The 20,307-nt window shown below is 62.4% G+C and carries 14 protein-coding genes; 7 read left to right on the top strand and 7 right to left on the bottom strand.

The window, feature by feature from the left end; genetic code table 11:
- The first annotated feature begins 6 nt into the window (after window positions 1-6).
- Both X265_RS13555 and X265_RS13550 read left to right on the top strand, forming a co-directional pair.
- On the top strand, window positions 7-1,845 hold the full coding sequence (locus X265_RS13555; RefSeq protein ID WP_128965256.1) for a carbamoyltransferase family protein: 1,839 nt from the start codon (window positions 7-9) through the stop codon (window positions 1,843-1,845).
- Complete coding sequence (locus tag X265_RS13550; protein WP_128965255.1) at window positions 1,832-3,022, top strand: SGNH/GDSL hydrolase family protein; 1,191 nt, start codon at window positions 1,832-1,834, stop codon at window positions 3,020-3,022. The genes X265_RS13555 and X265_RS13550 overlap by 14 nt, the downstream gene beginning before the upstream one ends.
- Window positions 3,023-3,060: 38 nt before the next feature.
- Here the strand turns inward: X265_RS13550 and X265_RS13545 are convergent, their stop codons facing one another.
- A complete protein-coding gene (locus X265_RS13545) occupies window positions 3,061-5,511 on the bottom strand; it encodes a M10 family metallopeptidase C-terminal domain-containing protein (RefSeq protein ID WP_128965254.1) in 2,451 nt (816 codons plus the stop codon).
- Between the two features lie 288 nt (window positions 5,512-5,799).
- Here X265_RS13545 and X265_RS13540 point away from each other — a divergent pair, with 288 nt between their 5' ends.
- Together X265_RS13540 and X265_RS13535 are read left to right on the top strand one after the other, a co-directional pair.
- Window positions 5,800-6,012: a hypothetical protein gene (locus X265_RS13540; protein WP_308421706.1), complete on the top strand. Its 213-nt coding sequence runs from the start codon at window positions 5,800-5,802 to the stop codon at window positions 6,010-6,012.
- A 128-nt stretch (window positions 6,013-6,140) separates the two neighbouring features.
- Entirely contained in the window at window positions 6,141-7,334 is a 1,194-nt protein-coding gene (locus tag X265_RS13535) for a CaiB/BaiF CoA transferase family protein (RefSeq protein ID WP_128965252.1), read from the top strand.
- A gap of 101 nt (window positions 7,335-7,435) precedes the next feature.
- Here the strand turns inward: X265_RS13535 and X265_RS13530 are convergent, their stop codons facing one another.
- The 5 genes from X265_RS13530 to X265_RS13510 all read right to left on the bottom strand — a co-directional run bounded on the left by X265_RS13530 (window position 7,436) and on the right by X265_RS13510 (window position 12,820).
- Complete coding sequence (locus X265_RS13530; RefSeq protein WP_128965251.1) at window positions 7,436-8,953, bottom strand: tripartite tricarboxylate transporter permease; 1,518 nt, start codon at window positions 8,951-8,953, stop codon at window positions 7,436-7,438.
- An 11-nt stretch (window positions 8,954-8,964) separates the two neighbouring features.
- Window positions 8,965-9,507: a tripartite tricarboxylate transporter TctB family protein gene (locus tag X265_RS13525; RefSeq protein ID WP_128965250.1), complete on the bottom strand. Its 543-nt coding sequence runs from the start codon at window positions 9,505-9,507 to the stop codon at window positions 8,965-8,967.
- Window positions 9,508-9,681: 174 nt separating this feature from the next.
- Window positions 9,682-10,668: a Bug family tripartite tricarboxylate transporter substrate binding protein gene (locus X265_RS13520; RefSeq protein ID WP_128965249.1), complete on the bottom strand. Its 987-nt coding sequence runs from the start codon at window positions 10,666-10,668 to the stop codon at window positions 9,682-9,684.
- Window positions 10,669-10,799: 131 nt separating this feature from the next.
- A complete protein-coding gene (locus X265_RS13515) occupies window positions 10,800-11,594 on the bottom strand; it encodes an enoyl-CoA hydratase/isomerase family protein (protein ID WP_128965248.1) in 795 nt (264 codons plus the stop codon).
- Window positions 11,595-11,626: 32 nt separating this feature from the next.
- Window positions 11,627-12,820 carry a pyridoxal-phosphate-dependent aminotransferase family protein gene (locus tag X265_RS13510; protein ID WP_128965247.1) on the bottom strand — a complete coding sequence of 398 codons (1,194 nt, stop codon included), beginning with the start codon at window positions 12,818-12,820 and terminating at the stop codon, window positions 11,627-11,629.
- A 215-nt stretch (window positions 12,821-13,035) separates the two neighbouring features.
- Here X265_RS13510 and X265_RS13505 point away from each other — a divergent pair, with 215 nt between their 5' ends.
- The 3 genes from X265_RS13505 (at window position 13,036) to X265_RS13495 (ending at window position 18,037) form a co-directional block, all read left to right on the top strand.
- The gene (locus X265_RS13505) at window positions 13,036-16,050 is read left to right on the top strand and encodes an FAD-binding and (Fe-S)-binding domain-containing protein (protein WP_164938564.1); all 3,015 of its coding nucleotides are present in this window, start codon (window positions 13,036-13,038) and stop codon (window positions 16,048-16,050) included.
- Window positions 16,043-16,471 (top strand): GlcG/HbpS family heme-binding protein, encoded by a 429-nt coding sequence (locus X265_RS13500; RefSeq protein WP_128965246.1) that lies wholly within the window; start codon window positions 16,043-16,045, stop codon window positions 16,469-16,471. The genes X265_RS13505 and X265_RS13500 overlap by 8 nt, the downstream gene beginning before the upstream one ends.
- A 219-nt stretch (window positions 16,472-16,690) precedes the next feature.
- Window positions 16,691-18,037, top strand: coding sequence for an IS5 family transposase (locus tag X265_RS13495; RefSeq protein WP_128963208.1), 1,347 nt, complete (start codon window positions 16,691-16,693; stop codon window positions 18,035-18,037).
- Window positions 18,038-18,656: 619 nt separating this feature from the next.
- On the opposite strand, the gene X265_RS13490 is transcribed toward X265_RS13495, so the two are convergent.
- Complete coding sequence (locus X265_RS13490; protein ID WP_128969259.1) at window positions 18,657-20,285, bottom strand: methyl-accepting chemotaxis protein; 1,629 nt, start codon at window positions 20,283-20,285, stop codon at window positions 18,657-18,659.
- Between the last annotated feature and the right edge of the window lie 22 nt (window positions 20,286-20,307).

Genomic DNA, 20,307 nt, shown 5'->3' with positions numbered 1-20,307 from the left:
TCCCCGATGCGGATTCTGGGCATATCTGCTTACTATCACGACAGCGCCGCGGCACTGATCGAAGACGGCCATATTGTCGCAGCGGCCCAGGAGGAGCGCTTCACACGACGAAAGCACGACCCTTCTTTTCCTTCGAACGCGATCAACTACTGCCTGCGACACGCCGGCTGCTCGCTGGGTGAGCTCGACGCAATCTCCTTCTACGACAAGCCGTTCTTGAAATTCGAGCGACTGCTCGAGACCTACCTGTCGTTTGCACCGAAAGGCTTTTCGTCTTTTCGAAAAGCCATGCCGTTGTGGCTCCGTGAGAAGCTTTTTCAGAAGGACCTTCTTCTTCGCGAGTTTGGAAAAATCGCCGAGGTCGATATCGACCCGAAAAAGCTGCTCTTTTCCGAGCATCATTTTGCTCACGCCGCGTCCGCCTTCTTTCCCTCTCCCTTCGTCGACGCCGCAGTCCTCACGATGGACGGCGTCGGCGAGTGGACGACGTCCTCGCTGGCGATCGGAAGCGGGAACGATCTCGCTATCCAGAAGGAGCTGCACTTTCCGCATTCGCTCGGCCTGCTTTATTCGGCCTTTACTTATTATCTCGGCTTCAAGGTCAACTCCGGCGAGTACAAGGTCATGGGCCTTGCACCCTACGGCGTTCCAAAATACGCGCAACAGATCCTCGATCGCATTGTCGACGTTAAGCCGGATGGCAGCTTCTGGCTCGATCAGCAGTACTTCGACTACTGCACCGGGCTCACGATGACCAACGAGCGCTTTGCCGATCAGTTCGGTCACCCGGCAAGAACGGCCGAACAGCTGCTGACCCAGTTTCACATGGACATGGCCGCCTCGATCCAATCAGTCACCGAAGACATCGTGCTCAAGATCGCACGGTCCATTCGGACGGAGACCGGCGCCAAGAATCTCTGTCTCGCTGGAGGCGTTGCGCTCAATTGCGTCGCCAACGGCAAGCTCCTCAAGGAAGGAATTTTTGAAGACATCTGGATCCAGCCCGCGGCTGGGGATGCCGGAGGTGCGGTCGGAACCGCTCTGGCCGCATATCATCTGAGCATGCGGCAGCCGCGTCGCATGCTGCCCAACGGTCAGGACGGTATGAAGGGCGCTTATCTTGGGCCCGAGTTCAGCCAAGCCGAAATCGAGCAACAATTGCAGGGTGCCCAAGCCCGCTTCACTTCCCTCACCAACGACGAGATCATCGACGCCACGGCTCAGGCCCTGGCCGAAGGCAAAGCGGTGGGGTGGATGCAGGGCCGCATGGAGTTTGGGCCCCGTGCCCTTGGCGCGAGATCGATACTTGGCGACCCGCGATCTCCCACCATGCAGAAACTGCTCAATCTCAAGGTGAAATATCGCGAGAGCTTCCGCCCTTTTGCTCCCTCGGTGCTCAGGGAAGACGTGGCCAATTGGTTCGAGCTCGATTGCGACTCGCCGTATATGCTTCTGGTCGCCGACGTCGTCGGTTCGCGCCGACGGCAAATGACACCGGACGAAGCTTCATTGTTCGGCATCGACAAGCTCAATGTTCCCAGATCGGACATTCCGGCCGTGACGCACGTCGATTACTCCGCACGTATCCAGACCGTCCACCGTGAAACGAACGCGCCGTACCACGCGCTGATCTCCCGGTTCAAAGCTCTTACAGGTTGCCCGCTGCTGGTGAATACGAGCTTCAACGTTCGAGGTGAACCGATCGTCTGCACTCCCACCGATGCGTTTAGATGCTTCATGGGCTCAGAAATTGAAGTGCTGGTGGTCGGCAACGCTTATTTGAAGAAGGAAGATCAGGATCCCGCCCTCAAATTGAACTACGAGCATGCATTTGACCTCGACTGAAGCAAGCAAGGGCGGCGAGATCAAGAACCCCGGCGCCGTGAAACGCGCTCTGTCTTCCGGCGTGCGGCTGCTTGGGGCATGGCTCGTCGTCTTTGCGTTCTTGGGATTAAGTGTCGAAGGCGTGGCGCGGCTCTTGTTTCCGTACGTTCCACCAAGCGTGTGGGACTACCGAAGCTCGCGTCCTCCCGCATACAAGAATTCCCCATTTTTCTCGCAGGATTTCATCCAGGAATCACGCGCACATCAGAATTGGATCAACCCGAAAGGAACCAGGATCATATATCCCGGGGACTACAGCGGCCGTTGGTTCAACGTCAGCGAGGGCATCCGCCGAACTGTCGGCTCTCCCAGCACAGCCGAACGCCGAATTCTCCTGATCGGGAGTTCGACCATTTACAACGCCGAAGTGCCCGACGACTTCACAATAGCAAGCCGGCTCCAGGCTATTCTCAAGTCCCACGGAATCGCGAAGATTCAAGTCCTCAATTTTGGTGCATCCGGCGTCAACGTCGCCCAACAGCTGGAGCGCCTAAAGACCTTGACGATCGCCCCTCAAGACATCGTGCTGTTCTACGATGGTACGGGCGATGCGATGCAGGGCGTCTTCTATGCGAATTTCGACGGGTGGATCGTCGGCGAGAACCGTAAACACCTCGACAACTTCATCGCTCGCAACAGACCTGCAATCGAACGGCTCGCGAGGTACAGTCGTTTCTTCAATTGGCTGTATGCGAAATCGACGAACTATCTTCCAGAGCACCTGAAGCACCCGGATCAGATCAAATCACTGGCCGTCGAATCGGAGGAGAAGCTGCTTCACGGCATTCTCGAAACCAACGCTTATGTCCGTTCGAAGGGCGCAGCCTTCGTCCACGTCCTGCAGCCCGACCTGTTTACGCGACCGCTCCGCGACTTTGAGCTTCCCTTGGTTCAGAACCACTTTCTCACAATGGAAGGTACTGAGCCAGCTCTACGCGCCGCTCACGACGAATTCAAATCGTTGACCGGATCCCTGACGTCCGCCGGTGTCGTCGCGTTTGACGCAACGAACCTTCTCAACGACGTCACCGAACCAGTCTACCTTGATTTTGCGCACACGAACGAGTTGGCAAATCAGCGGATCGCTGAATTCCTGTTCGAAGCACTATCCCGGTCCGGCACGCTGGCCAAGAACTGACGGCGATTACCGGGCGACGCAGTTTACGTCGATGGCTGTCACGACAGCAAAAAGCCCGGGTGCTGGCTGAGAATCGCATGTATGAGATCTGCGGTGTCGTGGGTAGAAGTGTCGTGCGCCACATTGTCCGCAGGGGCCGCGGGAGCAGCGGACGCCGGCGAGATCACCCCGTCGCCGTTCAGATCCTGCTGGAAGCTCGCTTCATAGCTCTTCAACGCGGTGCTCGAGCCCGACATCGGCGCGGTGTTGGTCACATAGTTTGCGTTGTTGTCCAGCGTCCAGATAATGAACTGATCGGATCCGCTCGAATGCATCGCAAAGATAAACCCGTTTGAGGTCTTTTCCGCAGCCATCGGGGACCAACCCGTAAACTGTCCCGCGGCAAGCGGCGCGCCTTGAAGCATCACCTCGGGCCCCGAGCCGCCCGCGGTCGGATTGAGGAAGTAATTGCTTCCAATTTGCACTAGACTCGTCGCGCCAAAGGCTTCGATGGTCGTGACGCTCGTGCCGGACGGAACTCCGATCACTCCGTCGCCATTCAGATCCTGCTGGAAGCTCGGCTCGTAATTCTCGAGCGTCGTGCTGGTGCCGGCGACTGGCGCTGCATTCGTCACGTAATTGCCGCTGTTATCCAGCGTCCAGATGATGAACTGGCCGGAGCTCGACTCCATGGCGAGTTCGTAGCCGCTTGAGAGCTTCTCGGCTCCTACCGGGGACCAGCCGGAAAACTGGCCCGAGGCCAACGGTGCGCCGTTCAGCATCACCTCCGGCCCCGAGCCGCCCGCGGTCGGATTGAGGAAGTAATTGCTTCCCACCTGCACCAGACTCGTCGCGCCGTGCGCTTCGATCGTCGTGCTTGGCAGGGCACTTGCCGGGATTCCGATAGTCCCGTCACCGTTCAGATCCTGATGGAAGCTCGTCTCGTAATTCTCGAGCGCAGCGCTCGTGCCGGAGATTGGCGCTGCATTCGTCACGTAGTTGCCGCTGTCGTCCAGCGTCCAGATGATGAACTGGCCGGAGCTCGACTCCATGGCGAGCCCGTAACCGCTCGAAAGCTTCTCGGCTCCCACCGGGGACCAGCCGGAAAACTGCCCCGCGGCGAGCGGTGCGCCGTTGAGCATCACCTCGGGCCCTATTCCGCCCGCGGCCGGATCAAGAAAGTAGTGACTGTTGATTTGCCCAAGACTCGTAGAGCCCGCGTGCTCGATCACGACGGCTGGCGCGAGAAACGCATCGCTCGCAACGGTCCCGTCGGCAAACTGGAAATACTCGACATTCGTGACGGTATCGGTGCCGTCTGGAGACCCCGAGCGCTGGTCGATGATCGTGAACGCATGCGTCGTTGAATTGTACGAGATGCTGTAGTTGGCCTGGTTGCCCGAATACACCGCCGTATCGGTGCCGGCACCGCCATCGATGGTATCGTTGCCGCCGCCGCCGGTGATCGTGTCGTTGCCGCCGCCGCCCTTCAGAACGTTGGCAATGGCGTTGCCGATGATGGTGTCGTTGCCCGAACCACCGGTCGCATTGTCGATCAGCGAGCGCGTGTCGCCATTGTAGAGATAGGCATTGTAGACGTTCCCGGACGCGTAGTGGCCGTTGCCGAGATAGGCCAGCTGCGTCGTGGAGAACACCGACGAGGCGCCGGCATTGAGATTGATGGTCAGGTTGGTGGTGTAGTTCGACAGGTCGTAGGTATCGACACCGCCGCCATCCCAGACGGTCTCGTAAATGCGGTTGGCGGAACCGCCGACGCCACCGCCATCCGCCAGTTGCCCGACGCCGTTGATGAACTCCTGCCCCGTGGTCGGGCTCCAGGTGTAGACCGTATTGCTGCTCTGGGTCGTGAAGTTCGCGCCGTACAGCGTCTGGAGCGCGAGGATATCGTTGGCCATATAGGTCTCTGGATATCCGTATTGCTCGTTGGTGTAGCCGGTGAGCGGACCGCCGACATAGCTGCGGTAGCTCATGACGGTGTATTCGCTGTCGTCATGGGCGGTCGGCACCGCGACATTGGCGACGCCGCCGGTTTCCTGGCTGTGCTTGAGGCCGAAGGCATGACCGAGCTCATGCAGCGCGGTCGTGAAATAGTAGTTTCCGAGCTGCGCCTGCGTGTAGTCGTATTGCGTGCCAAACCAGACGTCGCCGCCGGCCGCATAGTTGCCGGGGTAATAGGCGTAGGAGGTCGGATTGGCAGCCGGCGACTGCGCGATCATGATGTCGGAGGAGCCAGTGCCGTTATAGCTGATGCTGGCGTTGGTGTAGCTCTTGATCAACGCAATGGCGTAGTTGATCGCGGACTGCATCTGGGTCGGCGCAGACGAAAAGCCCGACGTGGTCGGTTCACTGTCGCCGCCGGAATAAGGATAGGCATAAGTGGCGGACGAAGTGGGGAAGCTATAGCTGATCGTGCCGGACCATTTGACGCCCGCCAACAGTCCGTCGATGTCTGCGTTGTTGGTCGCACTAACGTTGACTGCGGTCGCCAAGGGAAACTCCGAAACAGCAAGCCCCGTTCGATTCGGGGAATAGACAACTGATTCTACCTTGAGAAATATACGTTTGGTTTAAATGGGGCGAAGTGGCCCGACCTCTTCCGCAACACTGTGTTAAGCATCAAATTCCGTAGTCATACGGATCGGAACGAAACCGGTTCCGGCGGACCCTCGTGATTTGCAAGGAACGTCATGAAACTTCACCCGATCTGTGTAGGCTTCGCCGGCGCCCTGATGGCGCTTTCAGCGCCGGATCGCCTGCCCCCCGGAGGACTGCCTCTCATGGTCGGAAAAGCCAACGCGGACGACGGCGGCAAGGCGCGGCGCGCGCCCTCGGTTCCCCCAGCTCGCGCCCCCTCGGCAGCCGTCGCCGAGGAATACGAGCTCGCTCGCCAGAAGGGGACGGCGGAAGCGTTCGAGCTGTTCATCGCCCGCCATGGCGACGACCCGCTGGCCGAGAAGGCGCGCGCGGAGCTCAAGCGACTGTCGCGATGACCTCTGCACGGGGCAAAGGCCGACCGAGGCATCGCATTTTGACAGGCGGTATCGGCGCCGGGCCGGTCTTGTCGCCCGATCTTTCGGCACTATGGTAGGCCCGCAATCTGTTCCCGGAGCCAGCCAAGATGCCCTTTCCGCATGCCTCGGAAGCCCTGTCGCGCTTCACCGTGCTCGATCTGACCCGCGTCCGCTCCGGGCCCACTTGCGTGCGGCAGCTCGCGGATTGGGGGGCGACCGTGATCAAGGTCGACGCCCTGACCGAGGATTCCGGCGGTGAGCAGCCAGGCGGCCCGCGGCAGGGTTCCGACTTCCAGAACTTGCACCGCAACAAGCGGGCCATGACGCTGAACCTGAAGGACGAGCGCGGGCTCGCCGTGTTCAAGCGCCTCGCCGCCAAGGCCGACGTCGTCGTCGAGAATTTCCGCCCTGACGTGAAGAAGAAGCTCGGCATCGACTATGCGAGCCTCTCCGCGATCAACCCGCGCATCGTCTATGGCAGCATTTCCGGCTTCGGCCAGGACGGCCCCTATCACAAGCGGCCGGGTTTCGATCAGATTGCGCAAGGAATGGGCGGCCTGATGTCGATCACCGGCGCGCCGGGTCAAGGTCCGATGCGGGTCGGCATCCCCGTCGCCGACCTCACCGCGGGCCTGTTCTGCGCCATGGGCATCCTCACCGCGCTGCTCGAGCGCGAGGTCTCCGGCAAGGGCCAGTGGGTGCAGACCTCGCTGCTGCAGGCCCAGATCTTCATGCTCGACTTCCAGGCCGCGCGCTGGCTGATGGAAAAGGAAGTCGCCAAGCAGGCCGGCAACAACCACCCGACCAGCATCCCGACCGGCGTGTTCAAGACTTCGGACGGCTATATCAACATCGCCACGACGGGCGGACGGATCTGGGAGCGCTGCGCGCAGGCCGTCGGCGCCCCCGAACTCGTCACCAATCCTGACTATGCCACGGCACCGGCGCGCTCGAAGAACCGCGACGCCCTCAACGCCGAGATCGAGAAGCGCACGGTGACGAAACCAACCGAGACCTGGGTCCGCGAGCTCAATGAGGCCGGGGTGCCCTGCGGGCCGATCTATGCCATCGACCAGATGTTCGACGATGCGCAGGTCAAGCATCTCGGCATCGCGCAGGACGTGCCCAACGACGAGGGCCGGCAAATCCGCCTGGTCGGCCAGCCCGTGACGTTGTCGCGCACGCCGAGCAGGATGGTGGCACCCCCGCCGGAATTCGGCGAGCAGACCGACGAGGTGCTGAAAGAGTTCGGCTTCAGTACCGACGAGATCGCAACGCTCCGGGACGCCAAGGTGGTGTGAGCACCGCACTATGTCGCTAACGATAGCCCGGCGCGAACCGGGCCTCGCCTCATAATGAACGCTTTGGGTTGATTTCAGTATTGCGTGCCCACGGAGCCTTCCTAACGCGGGGTCGTTCTGGTCCTCTGCGTCCAGCCGAGGCGCCCCAGCACCCCGTCGATGACAGGCCAGAACAGCAGCACGATCGCCAACGTCGTGATCGAACCGACCAAGCCGTTCGACCAGAACACCTTGAGGTCACCACTGGCGCCGATCATCGACAGGCGAAAGGCGTCCTCGGCGCGGTTGCCGAGCACGAGCGCAAGGGTGAACGGCGCCAGGGGAATGCCGATTTTCTTGAAGACGTAGCCGACGACACCGAAGCCTAGCATCAGCCAGATGTCGAACATCGCGTTCTGGATGGCATAAGCGCCGATCGCGCAGGACACCACAATCATCGGCGCCACCGCCGCGAACGGCACGCGGAGGATCGAGGCGAAGATCGGCACCGTCGTCAGCACCAGCACGAGACCGACGACATTGCCGAGATACATCGAGGCGATCAGGCCCCAGACGAAGTCCTTGTGCTCGACGAACAGCAGCGGGCCGGGGTTGAGCCCCCATACCATCAACCCGCCGAGCAGGATCGCCGCGGTGCCGGAGCCCGGAATGCCGAGCGCCAGCATCGGCAGCAGCGCCGAGGTGCCGGAGGCATGCGCCGCCGTCTCAGGCGCGAACACGCCTTCGATCCGGCCCTTGCCGAAGCTCTCCGAATCCTTGGCAAAGCGCTTGGCGAGATTGTAGCCCATGAAGGACGCCGCGATCGCCCCGCCGGGGGTGATGCCGAGCCAGCAGCCGATGAAGGAGGAGCGCAGCAGCGTCACCCAGTATTTCGGCAGGTCCTTCCACACGCTCAGGACCACGCGCAGCGAGATGCTGGCGGCGTGGCCGCGCAGCGCCAACCGCTCCTCCATCGTCAGCAGGATCTCGCTGATGCCGAACAGGCCGATGACGGCGACCAGGAAGTTGATCCCGCGCAGGAGCTCGGCGGAGCCGAAGGTCATGCGTAGCTGACCCGACACCGTGTCCATGCCGATGCCGGCCAGCAGCAGACCGAGCGACATCGAGATGACCGTCTTGTGCTTGGCTTCGCGCCCCAAACCGACGAAGGAGCAGAAAGTGAGCAGGTACACCGCGAAGAACTCGGGCGGACCGAACTTGAGCGCAAAGGACGAGATCATCGGTGCGAGGAAGGTGATGAGCAGCACCGCGACCAGCGAGCCGATAAAGGAGGACGTGAACGCCGCGGTCAGCGCCTCGGCCGCCCGGCCTTGCTGCGCCATTGGGTAGCCGTCGAAAGTGGTTGCGACCGACCAGGCTTCGCCGGGGATGTTGAACAGGATCGAGGTAATGGCGCCGCCGAACAGCGCACCCCAATAGATGCAGGACAGCATCACGATGGCCGAGGTGGGATCCATCGTGAAGGTGAGCGGTAACAGGATCGCAACGCCATTGGGCCCGCCGAGCCCGGGCAGCACGCCGACGAAGATGCCGAGCACCAGCCCGACCATCATCAGCACCAGCGTCTTCCACGTCAGCAGGACGGCGAAGCCGTGCAGCAGGAGACCGAAAGCTTCCATCGCGGCCCCGCTTAGTACCCGAAGGCCGCTTCGAGCGGTCCCTTCGGCATGATGACGTCGAAGGCGATGTCGAAGGTGACGAACATGGCCGCCGTGAACACAAGAGCGGTGAGCAACGACTTCCACAGCGCGATCTTGCCGATCGCCCGCATGAAACCCGCAATCAGGAAGAAGCTCGCGACATAGAGGCCGAGGAACTGCGTCACCAGACAGAACAGCAGCGTCGGCACGAACACCGCCATCACGCGGCGCGCCTGCGCCCGCGTGACGAAGGTCTCGCTCGTTTCACGACGCCCGAGGAGAGCTGCGATCAGACCGTAGAAGCTGGCGCCGCCCAGGACGAGCGAGAGATAGAACGGGAAATAACCGGGCTCCGGTCCGGTTGAATCCCAGGAGGCGCCGGTGCGCCAATTGTCGTAGCCGAGGATTGCGGCGAGCACGAGCAGCAGCAGGCAGGCGATGATTTCGACCGTGCTGGTGCTCGCGACGGCGGGGGAGTCGTCCTCAGGAGCGGTCGGATCGTCGACGACGATTTCAATATCGGTTTGGGACATGAGCTAACAATTGCTGCGGCTGATCCGCTCTTCCCGCTTGCGGAGAGAGAGTTAGGGTGAGGGGAAGTCTCCACGGGACGGTGAAAGTCAGACTCGTGGAGAGTCCCCCTCACCCGCATCGCATTCTTTGATGCGATGCGACCTCTCCCCGCAAGCGAGGGGAGGCGAGAGAGCCTACTTCGCGACGAATCCGGCTTCCGTCATCAACGTCTTGTTGACAGCGTCGTCTTCCTCGAGAAATTGCACCATGTCCTTGCCGGTGAGGAAGATCGGCTTCAACGCCTGCTTTTCCATATAGTCCTTGTATTCGGCGGTCTGTGTCACCTTGTGGAACAGCTCGACATAGAACGCCTGCTGCTCCGGCGTGACCTTGCCGGGCAGGAACATCGCCCGCAGCATCAGGTACTGGACGTCGACGCCCTCCTCCTTGCAGGTCGGGATGTCGGCCCAGGACTGCGTGTCCGTCACCTTGGTCGTGTAGGAGATGCGCTCCTTGTCGAACACGCAGAGCGGACGCACCTGGCCGGCGCGCCAGACTTCGAGATTCTCGGATGGATTGTTGACGTTGGATTCGGTGTGGTTGCCGACCAGCTGGGTCGCGGCCTCGCCGCCGGACTTGTAGGGCAGATAGGAGAATTTCGCGCCGGTCTTCTGCTCGAGGAAGACGGTCAGCACGTGGTCCTCCCGCTTGGAGCCGGTACCGCCCATCTTGAACGGCGAGCTTGCGGCCTTCGCCGCCGCGACGAATTCCTTCACAGTCTTGGGACCGGCGCTGTTGTCCCACAGCACGAACTGGTCGAGCGCAATCACAGAGACCGGGGTGAGCTCGCGCCAGTTGAACGGGATCTTCGCCGACAGCGGCAGCATGTAGATCAGCGAATAGGCGATCAGCACCTTGTTCGGGTCACCCTCGCTGGACTTCATGTACATCAGCGCTTCGGCACCCGAGGCGCCGCCCTTGAGCGAGACTACCATCGGCTGCTTCATCAGATTGTTCTTCTGGATCGCGGCCTGCATCATCCGCGCCATCTGGTCGGAGGCGCCCCCGGCGCCCGCCGCCACCACGATCTCGACCGGCTTGGTCGGTTCCCAGCCGGCAAAGGCGGGCGCGCTCAACAACAAGGCCGTCGCGGCTCCGACGGCTTTCAACGGAATTCGCACGAGTTTCGCCCCCTGGTTATTATTGGCTTGTGATGCCGGGAATTTTATCGTTGCATTGTGCGGACTAAAGGTCGTGAGTTCAAGCCGGCGAACATTCCCGCGCCTATGACTTTCGGCTGACGAAGCGCGCGCTACCGGCCCCTCCAGTTCGGCGAGCGCTTGTTGAGGAAGGCGTCCATGCCCTCGCGGAAATCTTCGCTCATATAGGCCTTGAGGATCAGGTCCTCGCCCTCTTCGCGCGACAGCGTGCGGCGGATGCGGCGCACCGCCTCCTTGGTGGCTTCCAGCGTGAGCGGCGCGTGGCTCGCGACGAGCTTCGCGGTCTCGTCAGCGCGGCGCTGCAGCGTCTCGACATCGGGCACGATCTCGGTGAGCAGGCCGAGCGCGAGCGCTTCCGGCGCCTCGACCAGGCGCGCCCTGAAGATCAGATCCTTGGTGCGGGCAGGACCGACCAGCGAGACGACTCGGCTGATGTTCGACATCGACAGGCAATTGCCGAGTGTACGCGCGATCGGGAAACCCATGCGCGTCGTCTCGGTGCCGATGCGAAGATCGCAGCAAGCGGCGATGCCGGCGCCGCCGCCGGTGCAGGCCCCCGCGATCGCCGCGATGACAGGCACGCGGCACTGTTCGAGCGTGCCGAGGACGCGGTCGATCCGCGCCTCGTAGTCCAGCGCATCCTGCGCGGTCTTGAAGGCGCGGAATTGAGAAATGTCAGTGCCCGACGCAAACGCCTTGTCGCCGGCGCCGGTGAGGATCAGCGCCTTGATCGAGCGGTCCACGTTGATCTCCTGGCAGATCTCCGCCATGCGGTCATACATGGCAAAGGTCATGGCGTTGCGGGCCTGCGGGCGGTTGAAGGTGATCCGCGCGATGCCGTCTGTGACGGAGTAGAGCAGGTCTTCGCTAATAGCCGGTGCGTTCATCGCGCGCTCACTTCTTCTTCCAGTTTGATCGTTCAGGCCACTTGAGTCATCGGCACGGCGTCGCGTCCCTTCAGGACGTCCATGGCCGCCAGCACGCCGCCGCTCCGGTGCGGAATCTTTGCGAGATCCAGGCCCATCTCGACGCCTGCGAGCGTGCCCATCAGCATCAGGTCGTTGAAATGCCCGATATGGCCGATGCGGAACACCTTGCCCTTGACCTTGTTGAGGCCGGTGCCGAGCGACATGTCGAAATTGTCGAGCACCACCTTGCGGAAGGCGTCGGCATCGAAGCCGTCAGGCACGCGCACGCCCGTCAGCGCCGGCGAATGCGCGGCGGGATCAAGGCACTGCGTCTCCAGGCCCCAGACCTTGGCTGCGGCGCGCGTTGCCGCGCTGTGGCGCTTGTGGCGGGACCAGACGTTCTCCAGCCCTTCCTCCTCGAGCATCTTCACCGCCTCGCGCAGGCCATAGAGCAGGTTGGTTGCCGGCGTGTAGGGGAAGGTGCCGAGCTTGTTGAAGTTGATCACTTCCTGCCAGTCCCAATAGGAGCGCATGCCGGGATTGGTCTTGGCAACGGCGAGCGCCTTCTCGGAGACGGCGTTGAAGCCGAGGCCCGGCGGCAGCATCAGGCCCTTCTGCGAGCCCGCGACCGAGACGTCGATGCCCCAGGCATCGTGTTCATATTCCATCGAGCCGAGGCCCGAGATGGTGTCGACCATCAGCAGCGCCGGATGCTTGACGCGATCGAGGATCTTGCGCACCTCCAGGGGCGGCGTGACGCAGCCTGTCGAGGTCTCGTTGTGCACGACGCAGACCGCCTTGATCGCGTGCTGCTTGTCGGCGGCAAGGCGCTTCTCGATCTCGGCGAGATCGGCGCCATGGCGCCAGTCGCTCGGGATGAAGTCGACGTCGAGCTTGAACTTGTCGGCGATGCCGCGCCACAGCACGGCGAACTGTCCAGTCTCGCACATCAGGACCTTGTCGCCCGGGGCGAACACATTGACCATCGCCGCTTCCCAGGCGCCGGTGCCGGACGAGGGGAAGATGATCACGGGCTGCTTGGTCCGGAACACCCGCTGCATCGAGGCCAGCACCGCGAAACCGAGCTCGGCGAACTCCGGCCCGCGATGGTCCAGCGTCGGCATGTCCATCGCCCGCAGCACCCGGTCGGGCACGTTGGTCGGTCCTGGAATCTGTAGGAAATGCCTTCCAGTATGCACGGTCATGGGCGTCCTTCCCGGTCTTGGCGTCTGTCTTGAAGTCGATCTTGGCTTTGCGGCCGGAGGCCCGATCCACGGGTCCGGCGAGCCGCTCGCATATCACTATTCGCCGGGCTTGTCCCTCGCCCGAAGGGAGCCGTCAATGCACAACAAGCAGGGCTCGCCTTGCCAAGGGCGGCGACCCTAGGCAAGACGGGCTGGCAAACAGGCGAGAGCGGATCATGGCGGCGGAAGTGACCGGAAAATCACTGGAATCGGCTCCAAAGGACGGTCTGGCGGCGCGTCTGGCCCGCGAAATCACCGGCGACGTCCTGTTCGACGGCTTCAGCCGCGGCCGCTACGCCACCGACGCCTCCTTCTACCAGATCGTGCCGTCAGGCGTCGTCGTGCCCAGGACCATGGACGAGGCCCTGCGGGCATTGGCGATCGCTCGCGACGAGGGCGTCAAAGTCACCCCGCGGGGCGGCGGTACCTCGCAATGCGGCCAGACCGTCAACGAGGGCCTGGTGGTCGACCTCTCCAAGCACCTCAACAAGATCCTGTCCCTCGACGTCGCGGGCCGTACCTGCGTGGTCGAGCCTGGCATCGTGCTCGACGACCTCAACCGCCAGCTCAAAAAGCACGGCCTCTGGTTCCCGGTCGATGTCTCCACGGCCTCGCGCGCCACCATCGGCGGCATGGCCGGCAACAATTCCTGTGGCGGCCGCAGCTTGCGCTACGGCACCATGCGCGACAACACGCTGTCGATGGAGGCTTCGCTCGCCGACGGCACGCTCTGCCGCTTCGGCGAGGTCTCGGGCGATCTTTCCGATCTCGACGCCAGCGAGCCCATGCGCGCGCTATTCCGCGATATGCTCGATCTCGGCGCGCGGGAGGCCGACGAGATCGCGGCGCGCTTCCCAAAAGTGCAGCGCCGCGTCGGCGGCTACAATCTCGATGCGCTCATCCCGCGCAACGCGCGCAACAATATGGCGCATCTGCTGGTCGGCTCCGAAGGCACCCTCGCCTTCACCACCAAGGTCGAGCTGAAGCTCTGGCCCGTCATCCGCAACAAGGCGCTCGGCGTCTGCCATTTCGGAAGTTTCTACCAGGCTATGGATGCGGCGCAGCATCTGGTGAAGCTCAAGCCGATCGCGGTCGAGTTGGTCGACCGCACCATGATCGCGCTCGGCCGCGACATCGCGATGTTCAAGCCGATCATCTCCGCCGCGATCAAGGGCGACCCCGACGCCGTACTGGTGGTCGAATTCGCCGAGGAGGACCAGGCAGACAATCTGGTGCGGCTCAAGCAGCTCGGCGAGCTGATGGGCGATCTCGGCTTCGGCTGGAATAACGAGAAGCGCAAATGGGGCGGCGTGATCGACATCACCGAGCCCGCGCTGCAGAGCGCCATCGCCGATTTCCGCGCCGCCGGCCTCAACGTCATGATGTCGATGAAGCAGGAGGGCAAGCCGGTCTCCTTCGTCGAGGATTGCGCCGTGCCGCTGCCGCATCTTGCCAACTATACGGCGCGCCTGAACGAAGTATTTGCGAAACATGGGACCAGCGGCACGATGTACGCGCACGCCTCCGAAGGCTGCCTGCATGTCCGGCCCGTGCTGAACCTCAAGCTGGAGAAAGACGTCAAGGCGATGCGCGCCATCGCCGAAGAGGCGTTTGCCTTGGTGCGCGAGTACAAGGGCTCGCATTCCGGAGAGCATGGCGACGGCCTGGTGCGCTCGGAATTCCACGAGAGCATGTTCGGGACACGCCTCGTCGCCGATTTCCGCGAGGTGAAGCAGCGCTTCGACCCTGAAGGCGTGCTCAATCCCGGCAAGATCGTCGATGCTCCCAGAATGGACGATCGCTCGCTGTTCCGCTTCAAGCCGGACTATCGCGTGGGCGAGCTCAAGACCAAGCTCGACTGGTCGGCCTATCCCGGCGCCGGCGGCGGCTTCCAGGGCGCGGTCGAGATGTGCAACAACAACGGCGCCTGCCGCAAGCTGGAGGGCGGCGTGATGTGCCCGTCCTACCGCGCCACGCGCAACGAGAAGGATGTCACGCGAGGGCGCGCCAACACGCTGCGGCTCGCGATATCGGGCCAGCTTGGTCCCGACGCCCTCGCCTCCGATGAGATGATAGAGACGCTCAAACTCTGCGTCTCCTGCAAGGCCTGCCGCCACGAATGTCCAACCGGCGTCGATATGGCCAAGATGAAGATCGAGGTGCTCGCCGCGCGTGTCGCCACCCATGGCCTGAGCTTGCGCGATCGGCTGGTCGGCTATCTCCCGCGTTACGCCGGCTTCGCCTCCCGGTTCGCAGCAATCGCGAATTTGCGCAACCGCAGCCCGCTGCTGCGAAAGCTGTTCGAACGCTTCGCCGGCATCAGCGCGCGCCGGACCCTACCCGCCTTCCGCAGTGACGTCTTTATGCCGCCGGCAGAAGTTGTCGGTCCGGCCGCCGGTCGCGAGGTCGTGCTGTTCGCTGACACTTTCAATCGCATCTATGAGCGCGAGAATCTCGACGCCGCCTTGCGTGTGCTCACGGTTGGCGGCTATCGGGTGCATCTGCCCCGGCCCGCCAACGGCAGCCGTCCGCTCTGCTGCGGCCGCACCTTCCTCTCTGCCGGCCTCGTCGAGGAAGCCAGCGCCGAGCTCCATCGTCTCGTCGCCGCTTTCGCGCCGTTTGCCGCGCGCGGCGTGCCGATCGTCGGCCTCGAACCGAGTTGTCTCCTCACGCTCCGCGACGAGCTCGCCTCGCTGCGCAAGGACAGCGATGCCAAGGCCGTCGGCGCCCATGCCCTCACCTTCGAGGAATTCCTGGTGCGCGAGGCCGAGGCCGGCCGACTGCAACTGCCGCTCGGTACTGTCGCCGACAAGGTCGTGGTGCACGGCCATTGCCATCAAAAATCCTTCGGCGCCTTCAAGCCGGTCGAGCAGGTGCTGCGGCTCGTTCCGGGACTGACGGTCCAGACCATCGAGTCGAGTTGCTGCGGCATGGCCGGCGCGTTCGGCTATGGCGCCGACACCTATGACGCCTCGATCGAGATGGCCGAGCTGTCGCTGCTGCCGGCGGTCCGGCGCGCCCACCCGGACACCGTGGTCGTCGCGGACGGCACCTCCTGCCGGCACCAGATTCACGACGGAAGCAAGCGCGTGGCGCTTCACGTCGCGCGCGTGCTGGCGATGAGCCTCGACCGCGCCGAAACCAATTCCAGTTCCACGTCAACCACTACAAAGGAACCCAGTCATGGCTGAACTGACTCTCGATATCGCCCGCAAAATCCTCGACGCCGCCTTTGCAAAATCCACCGAGTTGAAGCTAAAGCCGCTGGTCGTCACCATCCTGGATGCGCGGGGGGTGCTCAAGATCGCGGCCGCCCAGGACGGCACCAGCCTGATGCGCGCCGAGATCGCCCATGGCAAGGCCTATGGCGCCCTCGCGATGGGCATGGGCTCACGTGCGCTGTATCAGCGCGCGCAGGAGCAGGCCTATTTCATCGACGCGGTGAACACGATCGCGAAGGGCGCGCTGGTCCCGGTCCCCGGCGGGGTGTTGATCATGGACGGCACGACCTTGCTTGGCGCTGTCGGCGTTTCCGGCGACACCTCGGACAACGACGAGGCCTGCGCGGTCGCCGGCATCCAGGCGGCGGGGCTGAAGGCCAACGCGGGATAGCTGCGTCGCACTACTGCAGGGCTGCGCATCCGAAACGCCACAAATGGGCCCGTCGTCCGTGAGGAGCGGCTAAGCGATTGAGGTAGAATCGCATTTATCGTTGTGGGCTGTTTTGGGATTGCAGGGATTTGATGCTTCGGGCCTCGGAACCTTGCGATTTCATTTTCAGGATTCCGTCGAATCGCCAGTCATGATTCCGTCGTCGCATCGGAGGTGGCGATGCGACCGAAGAAGCAAAGGACGACGGGATCTGGCGATCTGTTCCGGGCCAGACTGGACCAGATCATCAACATGAAGCACGAGCTGGTTCAGCTCGCCGGCAAGGTCGATTGGGACTGGGTCGACGGCGAGATCGCGCCGCTCTACAGCGAGAACGGCCGGCCGGGGATCGCGACCCGCTTCATGATCGGGCTGCTGCTGCTCAAGCACATTTACGGCCTGTCCGATGAGGGGGTGTGCGAGCGCTGGGTCCACGACCCGTATTTCCAGTACTTCACCGGCGAAGAGTTCTTTCAGCACGCCTTCCCGCACGAGCGCTCGGACCTGAGCCACTGGCGCAAGCGGCTCGGCGACAAGCTGGAGCTGCTCTTGGCCGAGAGCCTGCGGGTGGCGCACGAGGCCGGCGCGTTGCGCAGTCAGGACCTCAAGCGGGTCACGGTCGATACCACCGTGCAGCCGAAGGCCATCACCTTCCCGACCGATGCCAAGCTCTTGCACGCCGCGATCAAGGGGCTCAACCGTCTGGCGAGGAAGCACGGGGTCAGGCTGCGGCAGTCCTATCTTCGCATTGCCAAGACCGCGGCCATGATGGCGGGGCGCTACGCCCATGCCAAGCAATTCAAGCGGCATCAGCGGCAGTTGCGCATCCTGCGCAGCCGGCTGGGCCGGATCATCCGCGATATCCGCCGCAAGATCGAAGGTCAGACCGTGCTCGAGAACGCCTTCGTCCTCCCGCTCAGCCGGGCCTCCCAGATCCGCTCGCAGCAGCAGCGCCAGCGCGGCTGGAAGCTTTATTCCTTCCACGCTCCGGAGGTCGAGTGCATCGGCAAGGGCAAAGCAGCCGCCCCTTACGAGTTCGGGGTCAAAGCCTCCATCGTCACCAACAACCGCCGGGCTCCCGGCGGCCTGTTCGTGCTGCACGCCAGGGCGCTACCGGATAACCCGTACGACGGTCACACCTTGCGGGATGTCATCGACCGCACCGAGACACTCACCGGCTGTGCGATCGAGCGGGCCTATGTCGACAAGGGATACCGCGGCCATGACGCGCAGAACCCGCGCCGTGTCTTCATCTCCGGCCAGAAGCGCGGCGTCTTCGGGGTCATCAAGCGCGAGCTGCGCCGCCGCTCCGCCATCGAACCCATCATCGGACACCTGAAGGCCGATGGTCACCTCGGCCGCTGCTACCTCAAAGGCCGCGCCGGCGATGCGGCCAACGTCATCCTCTCCGCCGTCGGCCATAACTTCCGGCGCATCCTCGCATGGCTGAGAGCTCTCTGGTGCCTCTTCCTGGCCACCCTCATCGCCGCCAGCAGCGACGGCTCACCGCTCAAATCGGCTTCTTAACGGACGACTGGGCCCGTCGCGGGATTGTCGGGGGTTCGAGTCCCTGGTCCGCTACATCGCGAAACCCACTATTTCGGAAGCCCTGTTTTCTTACTGGAGAGCAGCCTAACTCGGAACGTCGGATCTCGATAGTCCGCCCAAAACCGCCGTTCATGCGCGATCGTTCGCCACCAAAGATCGTTTAGGAGTAGCTTCAAATCGGGGAGGCGCAACCACCGATACCGACATTCGGTTCAAGTTGCGATCTGACCGAGCCTCCCGCCTCTCGAACGCGGTGCCCCACCATCTAAGCTATTGATCTCACTGATAGAAATAGGCGTTTCCGTCACGCTTTGTTCACGGTCGTTTCGCCAATTCGTCGCGACGTTCTTGAGACCGCGACCCGTTGGGGCGGGATGGCACCTGCAACCGGGCATTCCTATGGAGCACAAGATAAAACTGTTAACCTCGACAGGGAAAAAGAAACATATCTCTTAAAAATGGCGATCCAACGCATCAAAACATCCAAGGGTCGCGTGATCATCACGTAACTTCCCACCCAACCACCATGTGTAAGGCGGAGTTGCCTCGCGTTCGGCGCGGACGTCACGAGCGATGCGCCGCTGGCAGGAACGTCCGGTCAGGCGGCTCGCATTTTGGTCAGAAATTGGTCTACCGCCGTACGCAGCATATCCGACTGATTCTCCAACCCGCGCGCGTTAGTGAGAACGTCGCCGGCTGCTGTACCGGTGGCGGCCGCTGCGGTGCTGACGCTGCCTATATGGCCTCTGATTTCGCTGGAACCCGCGGCAACGGACTGGATGTTGCGCGCAATTTCGCTTGTCGCAGCACTCTGCTCCTCGACCGCGGAGGAAATGCTCAGCGTGATGTCACTCATCCTGGCGATCGTTTGCGTAATTCCGTTAATGGCGAGAACTGCGTCGTTTGTAGTTGCCTGCATGGTCTCGATCTGCGCGGAGATCTCTTCCGTTGCCTTTGCCGTCTGATTGGCAAGCGCTTTAACCTCGGCTGCCACGACAGCAAATCCGCGTCCGGCGTCGCCGGCACGCGCCGCTTCGATCGTCGCGTTGAGGGCCAGGAGATTGGTCTGCGTGGCGATACTATGGATGAGCTGGACGACTTCACCGATCTTTTCGGCTCCGCTTGCCAAGACCTGCACCGTAGCGTCTGTGCGCTCAGCGTCACCAACAGCTTGGCGCGCGACCTCGGTCGACTGCAACACCTGTTGCGAGATCTCCCTTACCGACGCAGATAATTCTTCGGCGGCGGCGGCTACCATTTCGACGTTCCCGGACGCTTTTTCTGACGCAGCGTCGACCGTGGACGCGCGCAGACTAGCATCGCGGGCGGTCGTGGTCATAATATCCGCTGTGCCCTGCATATCGGCGGCTGAAGCGGCGACCGCACGAACGATGCCATCGACGCTTTGCTCAAAATCATTCGCAATGCTCTCCAAGGTGGCACGGCGCTCGGCAGCCGTGCGTCGTTGAGCTTCGGCCTCGACCTGCTCCAGCCCCCGAATGCGAATCGCGTTGTCCTTGAACACTTGGACGGTCGCGGCCATTGCGCCGATCTCATCTTTCCGACCTACACCTGGAATGTCCTGTTCGAGTTCGCCGTCAGCGAGCCGCCTCATGCACGTGCCAAGTACTGCCAACGGTTTAGTGATGCTGCGGCCGAGGAACCAGGCGATGACACCCGAGACCAGTCCGATCACGATGATGGCCCCCCCGAGCGACCACATGATCGGTTGCAGCTTTGCATCAAGATCATCCAGATACGCGCCGGAACCGACGAACATGTCCCATCCGGGAATGCCTACCGCGTAGGACAGCTTCCTGATCGGCTCCTTTTCGCCGGGCCTCATAAACTCGTAACGCAGCACGACATCGCCGTTCGCCACCACGCCGTCCCGCAGTTCGCGGATCAGCGCACGTCCGTTGGTCTTGCCGTCAAGACGATTGACCCCAACTGTCTTTGGATCCTGAGAGGCGACCGCGACACCTTCCATCGTATTTGCGAAAATATAGCCCGCGCCCTTGTCATACGTCATCGTCTGAGCACGGCGGGAGAATTCAGCAATTGCGGCCTCTTTGGTGAGTTGGCCCGCCTCGACTTGCTTCTGCAAGCCTAATGCAAAATTCTTGGCGATCTCGACGATGGCGCGGGTCTGTTCGACACGCGAATTGATCATTTCCTTCTGCATCAAATAGCCCGCAAGCAATCCAGCTGAGAAGAGGCCCAGCATCGAGATCGCAACTAGAATGCTG

This window comes from Bradyrhizobium guangdongense, from assembly GCF_004114975.1.
GTDB lineage: Bacteria > Pseudomonadota > Alphaproteobacteria > Rhizobiales > Xanthobacteraceae > Bradyrhizobium > Bradyrhizobium guangdongense.
Note: the sequence above shows the minus strand (reverse complement) of the source record. Positions and strands in the feature narration are given on the sequence as shown.